This window comes from Actinomadura sp. 3N407, from assembly GCF_052245875.1.
GTDB lineage: Bacteria > Actinomycetota > Actinomycetes > Streptosporangiales > Streptosporangiaceae > Spirillospora.
This window is the reverse complement of record NZ_JBQQBP010000021.1, coordinates 1-19263: the sequence shown is the minus strand read 5'-3', so window position 1 is coordinate 19263 and position 19263 is coordinate 1. Positions and strand designations below refer to the sequence as shown.

Below are 19263 nucleotides of genomic sequence, written 5' to 3'. Positions count from 1 at the left end.
GGGCGATGAGTTTCCGCGGGCCCGCGAGTCTGCACCGGGTGAACCGCTTGCAGGCGCAGTTTCGGACGGAGGACACACGCATGGCGCTTCCCGAAGTCGTCACCCGCGAGGAGTGGACGGCCGCGCGCAAGGAACTGCTCGTCAAGGAGAAGGAGCTCACCCGGGCCCGCGACGCGCTCAACGCCGAACGCCGCCGCTTGCCGATGGTGCTGGTCGACAAGGACTACGCCTTCGAGGGACCGGACGGCGAGGCGAGCCTCCTCGACCTCTTCGGGGGCCGCCGCCAGCTCATCCTGGGGCACACGATGTGGGACCCCGGGTGGGACCGCCCCTGCCGGAGCTGCTCGTCCGGCCTCGCCGAGATCTCGGTCGGCCACCTGCGGCATCTGAACGAGCGCGACACCACCTACGTGACGGTGTCGCGCGCCCCGCAGTCGAAGATCGGGCCGTTCAAGGCGGAGATGGGCTGGCCCTTCCCCTGGTACTCCTCGTACGGCAGCGACTTCAACTACGACTACCACGTCACGCTCGACGGGTCGGTGACGCCGGAGGAGTACAACTACCGGCCCTTGCCGGCCGGGGGCGACCGTCCGATGGAGTTGCCCGGCATGAGCTTCTTCCTGCGGGACGGCGACACCGTCTACCACACCTACTCGGCATTCGCCCGCGGCCTTGAGCAGGTCGGCGGCTTCTACTACTTCCTCGACCTCACGGCCCTGGGCCGGCAGGAGGAGTGGGAGGAACCGAAGGACCGCGGCACGGGCGGCATGCCGGCGGGCGGCCTGCTCCCCTACCCGGACGAGTACGACGACGAGTACTCCCGCTGAGAAACGCCGCCCCTTCCCACGGGCGTCCCGCTCCGGCGGGCGCCCGGCGCGGCGGGCCGGTTGACCGTGGTGCGGTCGCACGGGGCCCCGCACCACGGTCACCGGTACGCGGCTGGAGGGGCCGAAAACGCCCACGTTAGGCTGATCTTCCGGTTCCCCCTCCGGAAGGAGCGCCGATGACGCTCGCCCCCGAGTCCACCCCGATCACGTCCGCGGAGGAACTGCGCGAGCTTCTCGGCGCGCCGATGCCGATGGCGGTCGCCAAGGAGCGCGTCGCGCTGCACGCCCGGGACAGGGAATGGCTCGCGCGGTCCCCGTTCTGCCTGATCTCCACCAGCGACGCGGACGGCAACTGCGACGTCTCCCCCAAGGGAGACCCGCCCGGATTCGTGCACGTCATCGACGATACGACGATCGCCGTCCCGGACCGTCCCGGCAACCGCCGCGCCGACGGCTTCATGAACATCCTGAGCAACCCGCGCATCGGGCTGATCTTCCTCGTCCCCGGGCGCGGCGAGACGCTGCGGATCAACGGCCGCGCCCGCCTCGTCCGGGACGCGCCGTTCTTCGACGAGATGGTCGTCAAGGGGCACCGCCCGGCCCTGGCGGTGATCGTGGAGATCGAGCAGGTCTTCTTCCACTGCGCCAAGGCGCTCATGCGCTCGAAGCTGTGGAGGCCGGACACCTGGGACCCGGACGCGCTTCCGTCGCACGCCCGCATCGTCGGCGACCTCCAGTACGCCGGGAAGAGCGTGGACGAACTGGAGCAGTACTACTCCGAGTCCAACTACGCGAAGAAGCTGTACCGGAGCTGACACGGGCGGAGACGGGTCGACCCCCGCGCGGCGTGCGCGGGGGTCACAGATCGGGCGGCCCTGTCAGCCGCTCTTGCGGCGGAACTGCCGCTGATGGTCGGCACGGGCGTGCTTGCCGCGCACCTTCGAGCCGCTCCTGCCGGACTCGCCGGCGTTCTTGCCCGCCGCTCCGCGCTTGCGCTCCAGGGCTTCCCGGAACCTTCGCTTCACGTCGTTCTCGCCGTCCTCTGGTTCTCCTGACGAGTCGGCCATGCGGACCTCCAGCTCTTGTAGTGGCACCCCCCAGCCTCACACATCCAAGGTAAAGCGGCCATCTGCACCCCCCGGGAAGATCATCCAGGAAGATTTCGCCATCAACCGGTCAGCACAGAACGATCTCTCCTAGGGTTTGTGCCCGTGGAGCCCCAGACCCCGCAGGCAGAGCCCGCACCCGCCCACCCGCCGCTGGAGTCGCTCGCCGTCCAGCCGCTGGTGAACCGCGACTACGAATCCAGGCCCGCGCTGTTCTACGAGCGGCTCCGCGCCGAGTACGGGCCGGTCGCGCCGGTGGACGTCCTCGGCGTTCCGGCGTGGCTGGTGATCGGCTACCCCCAGACGCTCGACATCCTGCGCGACACGCGGGGCATCTGGAGCAAGCGCCTCGACTCCTGGCGGGCGCGCCGGGAGGGCCGCGTCCCGGCCGACTGGCCGCTGCTGCCCGCCTTCGAGATCGACAACTCGGTGTTCCGCGACGGCGCCGACCTCACCCGGCTGCGCGGCGCCTGGAGCGAGGGCCTGCGCCCGTTCCAGGACCGCACGCGGACCCAGGCCAAGGAGTTGGAACGCGACATCCGGCGGTACGCCGACGAGCTGATCACCGTGCTGTCGGAGAACGCCGGCCGCGGCGGATGGGCCGATCTGTCGGCGCAGTACGCCCGGCCGCTGCCGCTGATGATCGTGGGCCGGCTGCTCGGCGCCGAGTCCGGCCGCGGCGACGAGATCATCATGGACATGTGGCGGATGCTGGACGCCGGGCCGGACGCCGCAGAGGCGGCGGCGCGGCTCAGCACCGAGGTCGCCGGCGTCTGCGCCGCCAAGATGGCCGCGCCCGGCGAGGACCTGCCGTCCTACATGCTCGCCGCCGTGCCCGACCTGACGGTCGAAGAGCTCAGCCGCGAGATGATCATGCTCATCGGGCTGGTCGGCGACTACACCGGCACGCTGATCTGCAACACGATCGCCGAAGTGATCATCGGGGAGACCGGGGTCCGGGACAGCATCTCCGCCGGGATGCTGCCGGAGGCGGTCAACCGGGCCGCGATCACCAGCCCGCCGATGGCCAACCTGACGTTCCGGTGGCCGAAGACCGACGTGCGCGTCGGACGGTTCCAGATCGCGGCCGGGGACCCGGTCATGCTGTCGCCCGCCGCCGCGCATCTGGACCCCGCGTTCACCGGCACCATGGACCCCGACTCGATCTACAGCTCCCGCGCGCATCTGGCCTGGGGCGCCGGGCCGCACGCCTGCATCGGCCGCGACCTCGCCACGACCATCACCACGGCCGCGGTGGAGCGGCTGTTCGACCGGTTCGCCGCGCTGCGGCTCGCGCTGCCCGCCGACCAGCTTCCGTGGCGGTCCTCCCCCATGATGCGCGGCCTGCGGTCGCTGCCGGTGAACTACGAACTGCCCGAGGGCCCGCCGGAGCCGCCGCCCTCGGGTCCCTCCGGGGCGGAGGGGGCGCCGGAGCGGGACACGTCGGCCGAGACCGCGCCGAATTCGCTGGTCCGGCGCGTCCTGCGGATGATGCGCCTGTCCCAGTCCTGACGCGGGAGGCGCCGCGTCACCTGGTCGGCCGCAGCGTGCGCGGGCCTTCCGCCTGCGCCGCGGGCCGAGGGTCAGCGTGCGCCGATGCCGTCCAGCTCCACGGTCCACACGCCGTCCATGACCTCGCTGAGCGTGAGCCGCAGATCCAGGGCCGAGCGGCCCTCCTGCGCCGTCCACAGCGGGAACGCCACGCGGAAGTCCCGCCGCCCGCCCGTGACCTGCTCGACGCCGATCACGTCGATGGCGTCGAAGGCGTCCTCCGGCGGGCTGATCAGATCGACCCCGTTCCCCTCGATCGCGCCGGACATCCCGGACGCGCTGAGCCGGCGTCCCTCGGTCAGCGTCTCCAGTTCCTCGTAGTCTCCCGCGACCAGCAGGGCGACCACGACCCGGACGGCGTTCACGCCCTCCCGCGGCAGCATGCGCCACACCGTACCCGCCGCTCCTCCAAGATCGGTCCCATGTTTGGGCACGTCCGCCCGGGAACGTTCTCACCGGTAGGCGCGCAGGGAGGACGAACGATGCCAGACAAGAGCGACAAGCACGGCGCGAAGGTGGACGAGGAGATCGCCCGCGAGACGCAGGGCATGGTCAGCGGCGGTCATCCCACGCGCGCCGAGGAGTTCAAGGAGACCGAGCCCTTCTCCGACGACGACCCCGCGGACCCGACCATCCCGGCCGCCGGGGAGCGCGAGGGCTCCCCGCCCGGCATGTCCGCGCAGGACGTCGAGGGCCGCAGCGCCCTCGCCCGGATGCTCACCGGCATCCGGTACCCGGCGCGGCCGAACGAGCTGATCCGGCACGCCGCCGAGGCCGGCGCGCCCGATGCGGCGGTCGAGCAGTTGCGGACGCTGCCCAAGCGCGAGTACGAGAACCTCGCCGACATCGCCGAGGAACTCGGCTACGGCCGCGAGGAGCGCCGCTACTGATCTTGACCGGGCGCCGCGCCCCGATCGGGCGGGCGCCCGCGGCTCACCGTCCCCGGAGGGCGCGTTCGCGGAGCAGCGGGATCTGGCCGCCGGCGGCGACCAGGTCCCGCTGCCGCGCCGACAGGCGGTGGCGCGCCCGGTACGTCTCGCCCTTGGTGGTGTTGCGCACCTCGACCTCGTGCCCGGCCTTCAGGGCGTCACGGACGCCTTCGACCCGCAGCACGTCGCCCTGCCCGACACGGTCGTAGTCGGCCTCGTCGGCGAACTCGAGCGGCAGGATCCCGAAGTTGACGAGGTTCTGCCAGTGGATGCGGGCGTACCCGCGGGCCAGGACGAGCCGGAGCCCGAGGTGGCGGGGCGCGATCGCGGCGTGCTCGCGCGAGGACCCCTGCCCGTAGTTGCGGCCGCCGACCACGGCGTGCGGCCCGGCCTCCCGCGCCCGCTCCGGGTAGCCCTCGTCGAGCCGGGTGAACGCGAAGTCCGCCAGCTTGGCGATGTCGCTCCGGTACGGCAGGGCCCGCGCGCCCGCCTGGAGGATCTCGTCGGTGGACACGTCGTCGCCGACCTTGATGACGACGGGGATCTCCAGCTCGTCCGGGAGCGGGTCCAGTTCGGGCAGGACGCCGATGCTCGGTGCCTTCTCCAGCTCGACGGCGCGCGCCTCGTCCTCGGGCGGCGGGGCTTCGAGCATCTCGCGGCTGACGCTGGACTTGTCCGGCAGCCGCACGGAGGGCGGGTCCATGTCGAGGTCGCGCGGGTCGGTGATCCGCCCGGTGAGCGCCGCGGCCGCGGCGGTCTCGGGCGAGCAGAGCCAGACCAGGTCGTCCTTGGTGCCGGACCGTCCGGGGAAGTTGCGCGGGAACGTCCGCAGGCTGTTGCGGCCGATCGCGGGCGCCTGCCCCATGCCGATGCAGCCGAGGCAGCCCGCCTGGTGGATGCGGGCGCCCGCCTGGATGAGGTCGGCGGTCACGCCCATCCGGGTGAGATCGAGGAGGATCTGCCGGGACGTGGGGTTGACGTCCAGCGACACCTGCGGCGGCACCTGCCGTCCCCTGACGATCGCCGCGACGGACGCGAAGTCGCGCAGCCCCGGGTTCGCCGACGACCCGACGACGACCTGGTGGACCTCCTCCCCCGCCGCCTCCCGCACCGGCACCACGTCGCCGGGTGAGCCGGGGCGGGCGATCAGCGGTTCCAGCGACGACAGGTCGATCTCCTCGGTGACGTCGTAGGAGGCGCCCGGATCCGCGACGATCTCGGTGAAGTCGTCCTCGCGGCCCTCGCCCCGCAGGAACTCCAGGACCCGCTCGTCGGAGGGGAACACCGTCGTCGTCGCGCCCAGCTCGGCGCCCATGTTCGCGATGACGTGCCGGTCCATCGCGGTCAGCGACGCCAGCCCGGGGCCGTGGTACTCGATGATCCGGTTGACGCCGCCGCGGACCCCGTGCCGCCGGAGCATCTCCAGGATCACGTCCTTGGCGCTCAGCCACGGCGGCAGCTCCCCCGTCAGCCGGACGCCCCAGATCTCCGGCATCGTGATGTGCAGCGGCTCCCCGGCCATCGCCATCGCGACCTCCAGCCCGCCGACGCCGATCGCGAGCATGCCGAGCGACCCGGCGGCGCAGGTGTGCGAGTCGGAGCCGACCATCGTGGCGCCGGGCACCCCGAACCGCTGCATGTGCGTCGGATGCGAGACGCCGTTGCCCGCCTTGGAGTACCAGAGCCCGTACCGGCGGCACGCCGACCGCAGGAAGATGTGGTCCGCCATGTTGCGCTCGTCGGCCTGCAGCAGGTTGTGGTCGACGTACTGGACCGACACGTCCGTCCGGACGCGGTCGAGGTCGAGGGCCTCCAGCTCCAGCATCACCATCGTGCCCGTCGCGTCCTGGGTGAGCGTCTGGTCGACGTGCACCCCGATCTCGCCGCCCGGTGTCATCTCACCGCTCGCCAGATGCGAGGCGATCAGCTTGCGGGCCGCGTTCCGGCCCCCCGCGCCGTCCGGCATGTCAGTTCCTCCGCCTCTCCCGGGGCCGGTCGTCCCCCGGGACGCCGTCGACCGGATGTGGTTCGTGGACGGGCCGGTCCGCGGGCTGCCCGCACCACTGGTTCAGGGCGTCGCGGATCGCCGCGGCCCGCCGGTCCGGCGCCGTCTCGTCGGTCGCCCACGCGATGTAGCCGTCGGGCCGCACCAGCGCCGTCGTGCGGGTGGCGCCGCCCGCCAGGGCGCAGTGCACGCGCCCCGCCCACCGCTTGGTCGCCAGGTAGGTCACCGCCGGGTCGTTCGCCGCGACCACCAGTACGAAGACCCCGTTGCCGAGCAGCCCGTACAGCCGGCCCGGGCTCCCCGCCAGGGGGACGTCCGGTGCGCGCCTGCCGGTCAGGCGGTGGGATCCGCGCGGCGCCGGGTAGGCGATGTCGATGCCGGACACGGCGCCCGCCAGCCGCCGCGCGACCGGACGGGTGTGGGTCGCCGCCCATGCCGCGGCGGTGCGCGCCCGGCGCAGCCAGAGCGGTTCGGCGAGCACGAACCGCAGCGCCGCGCCGCTGCCGCGCACGACGAGCCGCCCGATGGGGTGCCGCTCCTCGTGGTAGCTGTCGAGCAGCCACGAGGGCGCCCAGCCCCACAGCTCCGCCGCCAGCTTCCAGCCGAGGTTCGCGGCGTCCTGGATCCCGGTGTTCATGCCCTGCCCGCCCGCCGGCGAATGGACGTGCGCGGCGTCACCGGCGAGGAACACCCGGCCCACCCGGTACTTCGGCACCTGCCGCTCGTCGCTGTGGAACCGGGACGTCCAGCGCGGGCCGTACATGCCGTGGTCGGTGCCGAGGGCGCGGCGCGTCACCTCCCGCAGCTCGTCCATGTCGACGGGGTCGGAGTCGGGCGCCTGGTGGCGGCGGTTCCAGGCGATCACCCGGTACCAGCCGTCCCCGAACGGCGCCAGGAACGCGAACGCGTCGCCGACCGCGTTGACGGTCAGGACGTCGGCGGGCGCGTCCTCCAGGCGGACGTCGGCGAGCATCACCGACCGCACGGCCGCCTGGCCGGGGAACGGCAGCCCCATCTCACGCCGGACGGTGCTGCGGACCCCGTCGGCGCCGACGACATAGGACGCGCGGCGGGTCTGCGCGCCGCCGCCCGACATCCGCACCTCGACGTCGACGCCCGCCGCGTCCTGCCGCAGCCCGACGACCTCGGCGCCGTGCACGATCTCCGCTCCCGCGCCCAGCGCCCGTTCCCGCAGCACGCGTTCGGTCTCGTACTGCGGCGTGACCAGCACATAGGGGAAGCGGCCCGGCAGCCGCGAAAGGTCGAGGCTGGTGGTCCGCAGCACCTGCACCGCGCCGACCCGCTCGCCCGCCGCGACCAGCTCGTCCGCGACGCCGCGCGCGTCCAGCATCTCCAGCGTGCGGGCGTGCACGGCGAACGCCCGCGTCAGGTTGCTCGTCTCGGCCTCGCGGCGTTCCAGCACCGTGCAGCCGATCCCGGCGGCGGCCAGGTCGCCCGCCAGCAGGAGACCGGTCGGGCCCGCCCCCACGATCAGCACGTTCCCCGTCGGCTTCCCGGTGGGCGACATCCCGCTCCCTCCTCGCGCTCGACGGCCGGGCCCGGCCCTCGCCTTGGGAACACTTCCCAGGAACCGGCGGTCCTCACCTGCCGGGCACGCCGTGCGCCGGGCGTTCTGCACCGCTTCCCGCGCCGCCGGTCAGCCCTGGACGCGGCGGTCCCGGCCCGCCCACTCCTTCTCCCGGAGCTGGAACTTCTGGATCTTGCCGGTGGACGTCTTCGGCAGCTCGGTCACGAACTCCACCGAGTCGGGCGCCTTGAACCGGGCGAGGCCGGTCCGGACGTGCCCGACCAGCTCGGCCTCGGTCGCGGCGTGCCCGTCGCGGAGCACCACGAACGCCTTGGGGCGCTCGCCCCACTTGTCGTCCGGCACCGCGACGACGGCGACCTCCAGCACGGCGGGATGCGAGTCGATCGCGCGCTCCACCTCCACGGTCGAGATGTTCTCCCCGCCGGAGATGATGATGTCCTTGGACCGGTCGCGCAGCTCGACGTAGCCGTCCGGGTGGCGGACGCCGAGGTCGCCGGAGTGGAACCAGCCTCCCCGGAACGCCTTCGCGGTGGCCTCCCCGTCCCGGTGGTACCCCTTCATCACGTTGTTGCCGCGCATGACGATCTCGCCGAGTGTCTCCCCGTCCGCCGGGACGTCGTTCATGTCGTCGTCGACGACGCGCAGCCCGTCGGTCTGGACCATGCCGACGCCCTGCCGGGCCAGCAGCCGGGCCCGGTCGGACGCGGCGAGGGCGGGCCATCCGGGCTGCGGCTCGCACACCGAGTACGGCCCGTAGGTCTCCGTCAGCCCGTACACGTGGACGATGCCGGCGCCGAGCTGCTCCATCTGCCCGATGATCGTGGGGCTCGGCGGCGCGCCCGCGGTCGTGACGGTCAGGGGCCGCTCCAGCGGATGCGCCTCCGCCGCGTTCGCGATCGTCACCAGCACGGTCGGCGCGCCGTTGAGGTGGGTGACGCCCTCGGTGTCGATGAGCCGCCACACCTCACCGGCGACGACGGCGCGCAGGCACACCTGCGTCCCGCCGATCGCGGCGAGCGCCCACGGCGTGCACCAGCCGTTGCAGTGGAACATCGGCAGCGTCCACAGGTACACGCTGTCGGGCGTGTGCCGCGAGTGCGTCACCTCGCCGAGCGCGTTCAGGTACGCGCCCCGGTGCGTGTAGACGACGCCCTTCGGCCGCCCCGTGGTGCCGGACGTGTAGTTGATCGAGATGGCGGCGTCCTCGTCGTCCACCTCCCAGGGCAGCGGGTCGTCGGAGCCGCGCGCCATCAGCTCGCCGTAGGCGACGCCGCCGACCGCCGGGTCGGGCCGGGCGCCGGTGGCCGGGACGGTGACGACCTCGGGGAGCGCGCCGGCGAGCGGCGCCACGGACGGATGCAGGCCCGCGTCCACGACCAGCGCCTTCGCCCCCGAGTGGTCGAGGATGTAGCGGATCTCCTCCGGGGCCAGCCGCGTGTTGATCGCGACGAGGACGGCCCCGGCGAGCGGCACCCCGAAGTGCGCCACCAGCAACTCCGGGACGTTCGGCGCCAGGTAGGCCACCCGGTCCCCCGGCCCGATCCCCGACGCCCGCAGCGCGCTCGCCAGACGCGTCGCCTCGGCGGCGAACTCCTCGTACGTCGCGCGCCGGTCCCCGTAGGCGTAGGCGGTCTTGCCGGGGAACACCTCCGCCGACCGCTTGAGGAACGCGAGCGGGGTCAGCGGGGTGCGGCCAACGCCGTTGTCCATCGGGTGCCTCCGGTGCCGTCGGAGCAGATGCGACCTGCGTCTCAAGCATCCCACGGACGCGCGCACCTCTACTGGACGCGCCGCCCCGGCGTACCCCACCCTGGTACCCCAAGATCGCATACGAGGAGTGATCGGCGTGACCGTTTCCCGGCTCCGCGGCATCCCCGGCATCGGCGTGGACGAGATCGGCGACGCCGCCGACGCCGCGTCCGACCCGGAGTTCCTACGCCTGGAGAACCTCGACACCGACGTGCGGCCCCCGGCGGTCGCCGTCACCGCGACGCACGCCGCCGTGGACGCCGACGACGCCAACAGCTACCTGCCGTTCCAGGGGCACCGCGGCCTGCTGGAGGCCGCCGCCGCGCACGTCGGGAGGATCGCCGGGCGCGCCTACGATCCCGGCACCGAATGCGTGGGCGTCGCCGGCGGCCTGAACGGGATCACCAACACGCTGCTGGCCACCGTCGAGCCGGGCGATGAGGTCGTGCTCTGCGACCCCATCTACGCGGGGCTGGTCAACCGGGTGCACCTCGCCGGCGGCGTGCCCCGGTTCGTCCCGTGCTCGGCGTCCGACGGCGGCTGGACGGTCGATCCGCAGGCGCTCGCCGACGCCGTCGGACCGCGCACGGCCGCGGTACTGATGATGGGCCCGGCGATGCCGACCGGGCTCGTCCTGGACGAGACGCACTGGACGGCCCTGGCCGAAGCCCTCGAACGGCACGACGCATGGCTCATCTACGACGCGGCCATGGAGCGCATCCGTTTCGACGGGCGTCCGCCGGACCATCCCGCCCGGATCCCCGGCCTGGCCGAACGGACGATCACGGTCGGGTCGGCGTCCAAGGAACTGCGGCTCATCGGCTGGCGCGTCGGGTGGGTCGTGGGCCCGGCGGCGATCCTGCACGACGTCCGCCTCGTCGGGCTGACGAACGTCGTGTGCCAGGTCGGCATCGCGCAGCGGGCCGTCGCGGACGCGCTGACGGCCCCGGACGCCGACGCCGACGTGGCCGCCGCGACCGCGATCTGGCGGGAACGCCGCGACACGATCCTGCGGCAGCTGTCCGGGCTGCCCGCCGTCCGGCCGGACGGCGGATGGTCGCTGCTCGTCGACTGCCGGCCGCTCGGCCTGTCCCCCGCCGACCTGTCGCGGCGGCTGTTCGACCGCGCGAAGGTCGCCGCGACGCCGATGGACGGCTGGGGACCGGCCGGAGCGCACTACCTGCGGCTCGTCTTCGCCAACGAACCGGTGGAACGCCTCGGCGACCTGGCCGAACGCTTCCGCCGCGCGCTCTAGCGTCCCGTTTCGGCGGTCAGGATGGAGACGGCCCTGACGGTCGCGTGGCCCCGCCACTCCAGTTCCGCGGCGGGCGAGTAGCTGGCGAAGTCGACGCGCCAGCCGCCGTCGTCCTGCTGCTCCTCCTCGAGACGCCGCAACTCCGCCGCCACGACCTCCGGCGCGAAGAGAGCCCGGACGGGACGGCCGGGGTAGGGTGCGAAGTCGAGCGGCCGCATCGTCTCGTCCTCCAGCCCGCCCTGGACGTGGACGAGGCCGGAGTCCGGGATGTGCCCGCCGAGCATGTCGATGACCTCGGTGTCGTGGACGGCGTCGGCCAGCCACAGGGTGAAGGCCAGTTCCAGGGCGTGCGGTTCGTCCTTCGTCCGGACGGCGCCGAGGCAGAAGCGGGTGGCGCGGTCGAGCCAGGGATGCCCGGCCACCGCCTTGTCGTGGGCGGCGACACGCTGCGCCATCGCCGCGACCACCGCCGTGATCTGCAGCGAGGACGCCTCCGGATCGGCGCCCGCCCAGAACGGCGCGCAACCGGCCGGGTCGGGGACGCGCAGGGCGAACGGCAGGCCGCCGTCGGGCAGCGTCACCGACTCCAGCCAGTCGCAGAGCGCGACGGCCTCCGGGACCGTGACGGGGGCCAGTTCCTCGAAGACCTCGAACGCGTGCAGCGCGGGACCGGGCTGGCTCGTCCTCGACCGGAGGTCGGGCTCAAGGCCGTGGCCGTAGCCGCCGTCGGGGTTCCGGTAGGCGTTCAGGGCGGCGAGCAACGCGTCGCGGTCGCCCTCGCCCGTCAGCACCTCGAACCGGCGGCGGTCGAGCGTCCGCGCGTGCATCGCCATGAAGTCGGATGCCTTGTTCAGGTTCATGACTCCAGCGTGGCCCCCGCCTCCGCGTCCGTCTTGTAGCTTTCGGCCATCACCAGGTAAGGAACAGTTCCCGGGGCGAGCGGTGGATGAGGTTCGGCAGCATCTCCACCGGCCCTTCCAGCCGCAGGGCGGGCAGTTCCCTGGTCAGGACCTCCAGCGTGATCCGTACCTGCTCGCGGGCGAGCTGCGCGCCGGGGCACGCGTGGACGCCGTGCCCGAACGCCAGGTGCCGCGCGGGTTTCCGCGTGATGTCGAACTCGTCGGGACGTTCATGGGCGTCAGGGTCGCGTCCGGCCGCGCCGAAGGCGACGAAGACCTCGGCCCCCTCGGGCAGATCGGTTCCCGCCAGCGTGACGGGCCGGGTGGTGACCCGCCGGAAGCCCTGGATGGCCGTGTCGTACCGTGCCGCCTCCTCGACCGCCGCCGGGATCAGCTCGGGACGCCCGCACAGCAGCTCCCACCGCCCCCGGTCGCGCAGCAGATGCAGCACCGCCGTCCCGATCAGCGCCGTCGTCGTCAGATGCCCGGCGAGCAGCAGGTTCTGCAGGTTCGAGATGAGCGTGCCGTGCGGCTCGATCCCGCGGATCATCTCGCCGCACAGATCGTCCCCGGGCTCCCCGCCGCGGCTCCTCACCAGAGCGTCCAGGACCCGCTTCATGCCCGCGACGTCCCGGGCCGCCGCGACCTGCTCCGCCGTCCCCATCTCCCGGAAGATCAGGTCCTCGGCCCGGTAGCCGCCCTCGATCAGGGCGGGCATGTCGGCGGGATCGATGCCGAGCAGATGCCCGATCACGTCGCCCGGCAGGACGCGCGCGTACCGTCCCATCAGCTCGACACGGTGATCGTCCTTGAACGAGGCGACCAGTTCCTCCGCCCGCCCGGTGATGAACGGGACGGCCGCGGCGACCCGCTTGGGGGACAGCCCCCGCGACAGCGGCTCACGCACCCGCCGATGATCGTCGCCGTCCGCGGTGACCACCACCGGCCCGCCCGCCGGCACCGACTCCAGCACCGCGACCGCCTCCGGCCCCGGCAGCACGTCCGGGCGGATCGCGTTCGCCGAGGAGAACGTCCCCGGATCGCGCAGCACCGTCCGCGCGTCGGCGTGCCGGGCGACGAGCCACGCGTCCAACTCCGGGACGAACGTCAGCCCCTCGGCCTCCCTGGCCCTGGCGTAATGCGGATAGGGGTCCCGCCGGTCGAACTCCACGATCGCGTCCCTTCCACGCCGATGATCGAACCACCGTAGTGCGCCGGAAAATGGGAATGCGTGCGGCGGATCGTCCGGCCTAGCCTGGCGGCATGGACGTCACCTTCGAACGCACCGGTGAACGCCGGTACGCGACCGTCGTCTCCCTCCCCAGCAGGAATCCGCGCCGGATGGACCCCGCACCCGGGTACGACGACAACATCCCGCACGACCTCGTCCACTACCTGGCCGAGGCGGAACTGGGACTGTCGTCCGGCGTCTACGGACGGGCAGCGGCGGGCGGCGGCGGCTTCCCGGCGACGACCGAGACGCCCGGCGACCCGCGCCGCCGAGCCCGGGAGCAGCGCAGGCTGAAGAAGCGCGAGGCATCCCTCGGCAGGTCGGACCACAGCGACATGGCCAGGTCCGAGCATTTCGCGGGCCTGTGCGACATCGCCTGGAGACGCCGTACCGGAGCCCAGGCCCCCGCGTGGGCCCAACGCAAGCAGATCCCACCCGAGGACGCGCCCATCGTCGACCGCATCCTGGACCGCCTGGACGAACTGGCGCCGCTCTGGCGCGACCTTCCCGTCGGCGGCGCACTCACGTTCACCTGGCCGAGCACAGCAGTGAACGTCAGAACCCCCGGTTAACCCGCCCTCAGCGCGAGCCCCAGCGCCCGGAACTGCTCCACCGGCCGGTGGTAGCCGCGCTCGATGTGGTGGACGCCCCGCAGCGTGGACGGCCCTTCGGCGACCGCCGCCGCCAGCACCGCCGAGAACCCGGCCCGGATGTCGGGCATGGTCACGTCGCCGCCGCGGAGCTTGCTCACTCCCCGCACGACGGCCGAATGCAGCGCCGCCGTGTCGTGGTACCGGCACGCGGGCCCGCCCAGGCAGGTGTCGTAGACCTCGATCTCCGCGCCCATGCTCTGCAGCGCCGGGACGTACGCGAGCCTGTTCTCGTACACGGTCTCGTGCAGCACCGACATGCCGTCCGCCTGCGTGAACAGCACCATCAAGGGCGTCTGCCAGTCCGTCGCGAACCCCGGATGCGTGTCGGTCTGCACGGCCGCGGGACTCAGCCCGTCCGGCGCGGACGCCATGATCCAGTCATCGGTGATCTCGAACTCCGCGCCCATCCTGGTCAGCGTCGTGATCGCCGTGACGAGCCGGTCCTGCGGGCACCCGTGCACCCGCACCTCCCCCCGGGTGACCAGCCCCGCGACCAGGTAGGAGAACGCCTCGATCCGGTCGCCCTCCAGCCGCGTCAGCGCACCGCTGAGCCGCTCGACGCCCTCCACCACGATCCGCCGGTCCGGCGCGAACGAGATCCGCGCCCCCATCCGCTGCAGGAACAGCGCCAGCTCGATGATCTCGGGCTCGGTGGCCGCGTTGCGGATGACGGTCTTGCCCTCGGCCCGCACCGCCGCCAGCAGCACCGTCTCGGTGGCGCCGACACTCGGATACGGAAGCTCGATCCGCGCTCCCACCAGCCGCGTCGCCCGCGCGTGGATCCCGTCGGCCGCGTACGTCATCTCGGCCCCGAAGGCCCGCAGCGCGTCCACATGGAAATCGACCGGCCGCCTGCCGATCGGGTCGCCGCCGACCAGCGGCACGAACGCCTCGCCCGCCCGATGCAGCAGCGGCCCCAGCATCAGGATCGGGATGCGGTTCAGCCCGGTGAAGGCCTTGCCGACACTCGGATCGGCCACCGGCCCCGGCACGACGGTCACATCGCCGCCGGACCGCTCCACGGTCATCCCGACGTGCTCCAGCATCCCCGCCGTGATCCCGACCTCACCGACGTCCGGCGCGTTGCCGATCGTGCTCGGCCCGTCCCCCAGCATCGCCGCGACCATGTGCTTGCTGACCGCGTTCTTCGCCCCCCGCACGGTGACGTCACCGCGCAACGGCCCGGACGGTTCGATCTGCCACAACTTCTCATTCACTCGTGCAGCCTACGGCGTCAGAGACGACCGGCCAGCAAATTCACCGCGAACCCACGCTTTACGGACCACCTCCGCCCACACACAGTGTTCGTCTCCCCACGTCACACGCACTGTTCCGCCACGCCAACGCGCCGCCGACCACCGGCCGCCGCCATGGCCCGACCCCGCGTCACCGCGCCGGCTTCACCTCGACTTCAGCGTCGAAGACCTTGAGCAGGCCGAGGCGCAGGCCCTCGCCATCGGCGCCGTGCTCGCGTGCTTCCAGGCCCGGCGGCCGGCGATTCAGGGGTTCCTCGACCCCACGGGCCACCCCTTCTGCATCGCCATCACCGCAGCCGCAGCCGTACCGGACTCCCCGGAAAGCGTCGGTGCATGACGACGAACGGCCGCGAACGGCAGTCGCGGCCGTGACGCAGTCCCCGGCCGCCGTGAACTCCCGGGCCATCGGATCCATCAAACCGAATAAGGGGAAATCGGGGGATGTGATGGGTGGGGCTGTAAGGAGGATCGACCGGCGTCGTTTTCTCGGGATGGTCGCGGCGGCGGGGGCCGGCGGGGTCATGGTCGCGGCGAGCAGTAAGGCGACGGCCCTCGGCTTCGACGCGGAACGCGTGACGATGCTTCCGCCCGGCATCGGCTGGCGGCTCGACCCGGCGAAAAGCGACGAGTTCAACGGCGGTTTCCTGGACACCGCGAAGTGGGTCGAGAAGTACCGGAACGAAACGGCGGCCCAGGTGCAGTTCGTCGACGAGAACGTCCGGGTGTCGGGCGGCCTCCTCCGCATCCGGATGATCAACAACCCGTCCGGACAAGGCCACTTCCATTCGGGAGTCGTGCGGTCCACGTTCGCGATCGGCGGGAATTCCTACACCGAGGTTCGCGCCAAAATGATCGGGACGGAGGCGAACGCCGACTCCGTCATCCGGCACTCCGATGCCGACGTCCAGCACATCGGACGGGCCGGCGCTCCACTCGACGAGGGCTTCCACGTCTACGGTCTCGAATGCCGGGCAGGAAAGGTCGTCTCCTACATCGACGGCACCCCGCACCGGGGATACGCGACGCACCCGATGACGGAACCGCAGCCGCTCATCATGTACGTCCAGGGAAGCAATGAGAAGAAGCGCATCAACGCCGAGGCGCTCCCGGCGGACATGCTCGTCGACTACGTGCGTGTGTACACGTCTTCTTAGGACGTGCTCTTGATGCAGGCGATGGGTGTGCAGGGCGCGGGCGAACCAGTCGAGCCGCCGGGTTCAGGTCGTCTGGACGCGGCCGGCCGTTGACGGAGGCACCCGCTCCCTGCGTGGGTCGTTCGCGGTCTACAGGCGGCCCGGCAGCCGACGGTGGAGCTCGTCGTCGCACCCGCCCGCGAATGTGCGCGTATTGAGCCGCAAGCCCCGTCTAGGCTGCCCTCATGTGGAAGGAAGCAGCGTCCCGGGCATACGCGGACGTCGGGTTCAAGGCGTCCACCGGTGCGGCCGCGCTGGCGATGGCCGAACGGCGCCTGGGCCGTTCCCTTCCGTCCGCGCTCACCGGCCTGCTTCAGGAAACGGACGGCATCGTCGGTCACTACGGGGTGGACACGGTCTGGCCGCTGGAGCAGATCGTCGAGCAGAACCTCCACTTCCGGTCGGACGACTCGTTCGCCGACCTGTACATGCCCTTCGACCCGCTGCTCTTCTTCGGCGACAACGGCGGCGGTGACCAGTTCGCCTTCGTCCAGACGCCACCGCGGCCGGACATCTTCGTGTGGGATCACGAGACCGACAGCCGCCGCTGGGTCGCCGGGGACCTGCGGGACTACCTGGGCCGGTCCCTCGCACACGGCGACGACGACTGGTACCGGTAGCCGGCGGCGTCAGCCCGGCGGCGCGGCTGCTCGATCGCCCGAACCGCCGGCCTGACCGGAGCTGCTGGACACCGGACCGACCGGCATGAAGAGAGCGGTGACGTTGGCGATGACGCGGTCCGACGTGAACGTCGCCGTTCCCGCCGCGAGCCTTCTCCCCACCCGCGTCGGGGTGATGAGGATGTCGACCCACTCCCCCTCCCGCGCCGTGCCCAGCAGGTCGCAGGAAAGATTGACGGTGACCAGGTGCGCCGGTGGGTCGGTCTGGACGGCGAGGGCGTGGCCGATGGCCACGTCACCTATGGCGGCGATCACGCCCCCGTGCAGAAATCCACGCGCGTTCGACTTGGGGCCGTCGACGGTGAAGCCGGCCCGCAGGGGGTCGGCAGCGTGCCGGGCGAAGCCCCCGATGGCGTCGAGCAGCGGACTGGGGCGATCCCAGGGGACGAAGTGCGAGCGTTCGGCGGTCATCGTCCCTCCAGGACGATCTGCGACGGCACGTCATGCCTCGCGGGACGGATCCGCGGCGGACGCGGCGTCGACCAGGCCGCGAAGCGCCGCGGTGAGGACGAAACGGAAGCGGTGATCGGCTGACTCGGGGCCGCTGCCGAGCAGCCCGGACGATTCGAGTCCGATCAACCCCTGAACGGTGGCGAACAGCCCGATGGCGGCGTCCTTCGCCGTCCCCTTCGCGCGGCCGTGTCCCAGCGCGGCGGCGACCCGGCCGACCACGATCCCGTAGATCTCGTCGGCGGCACGGGCGTCTTGCGGGCCGGGGCTGAACTCGGCGAACGGCCTGGAGAACATGACCTCGTAGAGATGGGGACACCGGTGCGCGAACGAGCGCACGGCCAGCGCCAGATCCAGCACGTCCGCCTCGGCGTCGCCGCTGGTCTCCAGCGCCCGCAGTTCCCCGGCCAAGCGGGCGAAACCCTCGGCGAACAGTGCGCGTGCGAGACCGGCCTTGCCGCCGAACAGCTCGTTCACCGCCGCCTGCGACGACCCGGCACCGGCGGCCACGGCACGTGTCGTCACCGCGCCGCTCCCACCCGACGCCAGCAGCCCCGCCGCGACCCCGAGCAACTCACCGCGCAGCGCGTCCGTACGCCTCTTCTTCCGTCCCACCCCACCACGGTAACCGATATCGGATCGCTGATCCGAAAAAACATGGCTCCCGACCACCGGCGCCGGCCAGTCGCGTTGTGGCACGGGATGGCGCATCATGGCCCAGTGCCCGAGTCACAGCCGTCCCACCGGGCCCTGGAGTGGGCCGCCCAGGCCATCGGAGACCCCGTCCACGTCGTGCGACGCCTTGCGGGCGGGACGCACGCCGCCACGCAGCTGCTCGAGACCGCGGAATCGAAGCGGGCAGTGGTGCTGCGCCGCTTACCGCCCGGTGACGGGGCCGCAGCGAACGAGGCGCAATCCCTGGACGTCCTCAACGGCCTGGACGGGTGGGGTGGCTGCTCCCGTTGTGGTCGCTGCCGACGCGGACACGCGCCTGACCCGGGCCGGAGCCGGATAACGGTCCCCAGGCGCCGGTGCAGCGCGGTCTACACAAGTTCAGAGCATCACTCGTCGCGCGATTCCACGGCCGGCTGATCGAAGCTGTCGCTTCTGGGACCCAGCCGCTCGAAGCAGGCAAACGGCGGACGAAGGCGCTGGACGGTGGCCGCGCCGGTGCAGAGGTGTGGGTTGGCACCGGCGCGACCATGGTTCCGACCATCGTCGGACTGGTTTAATTCTCACCTATCGCACGTTGCACAACCGTTGCGTCCCGGCTCGCCACCCCTCGACCGGCACTATCCTTGCTCGATGATCAACACGGAGCCGGACTGGGAACGGCGGATCGCCGAACTCTGGGCCACCTTCGACGACCACAAGCCCGAAGTCTTCCTCGCGAAGGTCAAGGAACTGACCGACGAGCTTCCGGCCGGCGACGCCATCGCCCACTACGAGCTGGCATCGGCGCACGACTCGATCGGCAACGAGGCGGAGGCCGCCACCCACTACCGGGAAGCCTTCTCGGCCGGGCTCACAGGACCGCGTCGGCGGGAGGCGACGATCCAATACGCGAGCACCCTGCGCAACCTCGACCAAGCCGGGGAAAGCGTCGCTCTCCTCACCGCGGAACGCGAGGCCGTCTCAGATGAACTCGACGATGCCGTCACCGCGTTCCTCGCGCTCGCCCTCACAGATCTTGGACGTGACCGGGAGGCGGCGTCACTCGCACTCGACGCACTGTCGCGGCACCTGCCGCAGTACAACCGCTCCGTTTCCAACTATGCGAAAGCGTTGATGGAAACTGAACAACCCGAGAAATGAGGAAGGCCCCGCCGGTGACGGCGGGGCCTTCCTGCAATATGAGTCCGGCGGCGTCCTACTCTCCCACACAGTCTCCCGTGCAGTACCATCGGCGCTGAAGGGCTTAACTTCCGGG

Annotated in this window: 20 protein-coding genes and 1 rRNA gene; 10 read left to right on the top strand and 11 right to left on the bottom strand. The window is 72.0% G+C overall.

All coding sequences use genetic code 11. The features are described 5' to 3' along the window. Positions 1-80: 80 nt before the first annotated feature. Positions 81-827 carry a DUF899 domain-containing protein gene (locus ACTWPP_RS37270; RefSeq protein WP_443109140.1) on the top strand — a complete coding sequence of 249 codons (747 nt, stop codon included), beginning with the start codon at positions 81-83 and terminating at the stop codon, positions 825-827. Between the two features lie 176 nt (positions 828-1003). After that, positions 1004-1642, top strand: coding sequence for a pyridoxamine 5'-phosphate oxidase family protein (locus ACTWPP_RS37265; protein WP_443109139.1), 639 nt, complete (start codon positions 1004-1006; stop codon positions 1640-1642). Between the two features lie 63 nt (positions 1643-1705). On the opposite strand, the gene ACTWPP_RS37260 is transcribed toward ACTWPP_RS37265, so the two are convergent. Then, positions 1706-1894, bottom strand: a complete 189-nt coding sequence (locus tag ACTWPP_RS37260; protein WP_443109138.1) for a DUF5302 domain-containing protein — start codon at positions 1892-1894, stop codon at positions 1706-1708. Positions 1895-2038: 144 nt separating this feature from the next. On the opposite strand from ACTWPP_RS37260, the gene ACTWPP_RS37255 reads away from it, so the two are divergent. Next, positions 2039-3445: a cytochrome gene (locus ACTWPP_RS37255; protein WP_443109137.1), complete on the top strand. Its 1407-nt coding sequence runs from the start codon at positions 2039-2041 to the stop codon at positions 3443-3445. Between the two features lie 71 nt (positions 3446-3516). On the opposite strand, the gene ACTWPP_RS37250 is transcribed toward ACTWPP_RS37255, so the two are convergent. Then, a complete protein-coding gene (locus ACTWPP_RS37250) occupies positions 3517-3867 on the bottom strand; it encodes a DUF7668 domain-containing protein (RefSeq protein ID WP_443109136.1) in 351 nt (116 codons plus the stop codon). 99 nt (positions 3868-3966) lie between these two features. Here ACTWPP_RS37250 and ACTWPP_RS37245 point away from each other — a divergent pair, with 99 nt between their 5' ends. Continuing rightward, positions 3967-4374: a DUF2795 domain-containing protein gene (locus ACTWPP_RS37245; protein WP_443109135.1), complete on the top strand. Its 408-nt coding sequence runs from the start codon at positions 3967-3969 to the stop codon at positions 4372-4374. A 43-nt stretch (positions 4375-4417) separates the two neighbouring features. On the opposite strand, the gene ACTWPP_RS37240 is transcribed toward ACTWPP_RS37245, so the two are convergent. The 3 genes from ACTWPP_RS37240 to ACTWPP_RS37230 form a co-directional block, all read right to left on the bottom strand. Then, on the bottom strand, positions 4418-6379 hold the full coding sequence (locus tag ACTWPP_RS37240; protein WP_443109134.1) for an aconitate hydratase: 1962 nt from the start codon (positions 6377-6379) through the stop codon (positions 4418-4420). A 1-nt stretch (position 6380) separates the two neighbouring features. Next, positions 6381-7946 carry an FAD-dependent monooxygenase gene (locus tag ACTWPP_RS37235; RefSeq protein ID WP_443109133.1) on the bottom strand — a complete coding sequence of 522 codons (1566 nt, stop codon included), beginning with the start codon at positions 7944-7946 and terminating at the stop codon, positions 6381-6383. Positions 7947-8075: 129 nt separating this feature from the next. Then, complete coding sequence (locus ACTWPP_RS37230; RefSeq protein WP_443109132.1) at positions 8076-9677, bottom strand: acyl--CoA ligase family protein; 1602 nt, start codon at positions 9675-9677, stop codon at positions 8076-8078. A 136-nt stretch (positions 9678-9813) separates the two neighbouring features. Here ACTWPP_RS37230 and ACTWPP_RS37225 point away from each other — a divergent pair, with 136 nt between their 5' ends. After that, a complete protein-coding gene (locus ACTWPP_RS37225; RefSeq protein WP_443109131.1) occupies positions 9814-10971 on the top strand; it encodes a pyridoxal phosphate-dependent aminotransferase in 1158 nt (385 codons plus the stop codon). Here the strand turns inward: ACTWPP_RS37225 and ACTWPP_RS37220 are convergent. Both ACTWPP_RS37220 and ACTWPP_RS37215 read right to left on the bottom strand, forming a co-directional pair. Next, positions 10968-11831 (bottom strand): hypothetical protein, encoded by an 864-nt coding sequence (locus ACTWPP_RS37220; RefSeq protein WP_443109130.1) that lies wholly within the window; start codon positions 11829-11831, stop codon positions 10968-10970. The two genes, ACTWPP_RS37225 and ACTWPP_RS37220, sit on opposite strands and share 4 nt — an antisense overlap. 49 nt (positions 11832-11880) lie before the next feature. Next, on the bottom strand, positions 11881-13041 hold the full coding sequence (locus ACTWPP_RS37215) for a cytochrome P450 (protein ID WP_443109129.1): 1161 nt from the start codon (positions 13039-13041) through the stop codon (positions 11881-11883). Positions 13042-13133: 92 nt separating this feature from the next. Here ACTWPP_RS37215 and ACTWPP_RS37210 point away from each other — a divergent pair, with 92 nt between their 5' ends. Continuing rightward, the gene (locus ACTWPP_RS37210) at positions 13134-13673 is read left to right on the top strand and encodes a hypothetical protein (RefSeq protein ID WP_443109128.1); all 540 of its coding nucleotides are present in this window, start codon (positions 13134-13136) and stop codon (positions 13671-13673) included. Here the strand turns inward: ACTWPP_RS37210 and murA are convergent. Then, complete coding sequence (murA, locus tag ACTWPP_RS37205; protein ID WP_443109127.1) at positions 13670-14971, bottom strand: UDP-N-acetylglucosamine 1-carboxyvinyltransferase; 1302 nt, start codon at positions 14969-14971, stop codon at positions 13670-13672. The genes ACTWPP_RS37210 and murA overlap by 4 nt on opposite strands. On the opposite strand from murA, the gene ACTWPP_RS37200 reads away from it, so the two are divergent. The 3 genes from ACTWPP_RS37200 (at position 14880) to ACTWPP_RS37190 (ending at position 16823) form a co-directional block, all read left to right on the top strand. Next, a complete protein-coding gene (locus tag ACTWPP_RS37200; protein WP_443109126.1) occupies positions 14880-15347 on the top strand; it encodes a VOC family protein in 468 nt (155 codons plus the stop codon). The genes murA and ACTWPP_RS37200 overlap by 92 nt on opposite strands. A gap of 154 nt (positions 15348-15501) precedes the next feature. Next, positions 15502-16164 carry a glycoside hydrolase family 16 protein gene (locus tag ACTWPP_RS37195; RefSeq protein ID WP_443109125.1) on the top strand — a complete coding sequence of 221 codons (663 nt, stop codon included), beginning with the start codon at positions 15502-15504 and terminating at the stop codon, positions 16162-16164. Positions 16165-16388: 224 nt separating this feature from the next. After that, positions 16389-16823, top strand: coding sequence for an SMI1/KNR4 family protein (locus ACTWPP_RS37190; protein WP_443109124.1), 435 nt, complete (start codon positions 16389-16391; stop codon positions 16821-16823). A gap of 9 nt (positions 16824-16832) precedes the next feature. Here the strand turns inward: ACTWPP_RS37190 and ACTWPP_RS37185 are convergent, their stop codons facing one another. Together ACTWPP_RS37185 and ACTWPP_RS37180 are read right to left on the bottom strand one after the other, a co-directional pair. Next, on the bottom strand, positions 16833-17294 hold the full coding sequence (locus ACTWPP_RS37185; RefSeq protein WP_443109123.1) for a PaaI family thioesterase: 462 nt from the start codon (positions 17292-17294) through the stop codon (positions 16833-16835). Between the two features lie 30 nt (positions 17295-17324). After that, complete coding sequence (locus tag ACTWPP_RS37180) at positions 17325-17948, bottom strand: TetR/AcrR family transcriptional regulator (protein ID WP_443109122.1); 624 nt, start codon at positions 17946-17948, stop codon at positions 17325-17327. Between the two features lie 690 nt (positions 17949-18638). On the opposite strand from ACTWPP_RS37180, the gene ACTWPP_RS37175 reads away from it, so the two are divergent. Continuing rightward, a complete protein-coding gene (locus tag ACTWPP_RS37175) occupies positions 18639-19148 on the top strand; it encodes a tetratricopeptide repeat protein (RefSeq protein WP_443109121.1) in 510 nt (169 codons plus the stop codon). 42 nt (positions 19149-19190) lie between these two features. Here the strand turns inward: ACTWPP_RS37175 and rrf are convergent. After that, positions 19191-19263: ribosomal RNA gene (gene rrf, locus ACTWPP_RS37170) — 5S ribosomal RNA — on the bottom strand; the annotation flags it as partial.

Excerpts from the sequence above, each read along its gene's own strand:
- ACTWPP_RS37270 (WP_443109140.1), top strand. The coding sequence starts at position 81 with ATGGCGCTTCCCGAAGTCGTCACCCGCGAGGAGTGGACGGCCGCGCGC.
- ACTWPP_RS37265 (WP_443109139.1), top strand. The coding sequence starts at position 1,004 with ATGACGCTCGCCCCCGAGTCCACCCCGATCACGTCCGCGGAGGAACTG.
- ACTWPP_RS37260 (WP_443109138.1), bottom strand. The coding sequence starts at position 1,894 with ATGGCCGACTCGTCAGGAGAACCAGAGGACGGCGAGAACGACGTGAAG.
- ACTWPP_RS37250 (WP_443109136.1), bottom strand. The coding sequence starts at position 3,867 with ATGCTGCCGCGGGAGGGCGTGAACGCCGTCCGGGTCGTGGTCGCCCTG.
- ACTWPP_RS37245 (WP_443109135.1), top strand. The coding sequence starts at position 3,967 with ATGCCAGACAAGAGCGACAAGCACGGCGCGAAGGTGGACGAGGAGATC.
- ACTWPP_RS37240 (WP_443109134.1), bottom strand. The coding sequence starts at position 6,379 with ATGCCGGACGGCGCGGGGGGCCGGAACGCGGCCCGCAAGCTGATCGCC.
- ACTWPP_RS37235 (WP_443109133.1), bottom strand. The coding sequence starts at position 7,946 with ATGTCGCCCACCGGGAAGCCGACGGGGAACGTGCTGATCGTGGGGGCG.
- ACTWPP_RS37230 (WP_443109132.1), bottom strand. The coding sequence starts at position 9,677 with ATGGACAACGGCGTTGGCCGCACCCCGCTGACCCCGCTCGCGTTCCTC.
- ACTWPP_RS37220 (WP_443109130.1), bottom strand. The coding sequence starts at position 11,831 with ATGAACCTGAACAAGGCATCCGACTTCATGGCGATGCACGCGCGGACG.
- ACTWPP_RS37210 (WP_443109128.1), top strand. The coding sequence starts at position 13,134 with ATGGACGTCACCTTCGAACGCACCGGTGAACGCCGGTACGCGACCGTC.
- ACTWPP_RS37200 (WP_443109126.1), top strand. The coding sequence starts at position 14,880 with ATGTGCTTGCTGACCGCGTTCTTCGCCCCCCGCACGGTGACGTCACCG.
- ACTWPP_RS37195 (WP_443109125.1), top strand. The coding sequence starts at position 15,502 with ATGGTCGCGGCGGCGGGGGCCGGCGGGGTCATGGTCGCGGCGAGCAGT.
- ACTWPP_RS37190 (WP_443109124.1), top strand. The coding sequence starts at position 16,389 with ATGTGGAAGGAAGCAGCGTCCCGGGCATACGCGGACGTCGGGTTCAAG.
- ACTWPP_RS37185 (WP_443109123.1), bottom strand. The coding sequence starts at position 17,294 with ATGACCGCCGAACGCTCGCACTTCGTCCCCTGGGATCGCCCCAGTCCG.
- ACTWPP_RS37175 (WP_443109121.1), top strand. The coding sequence starts at position 18,639 with ATGATCAACACGGAGCCGGACTGGGAACGGCGGATCGCCGAACTCTGG.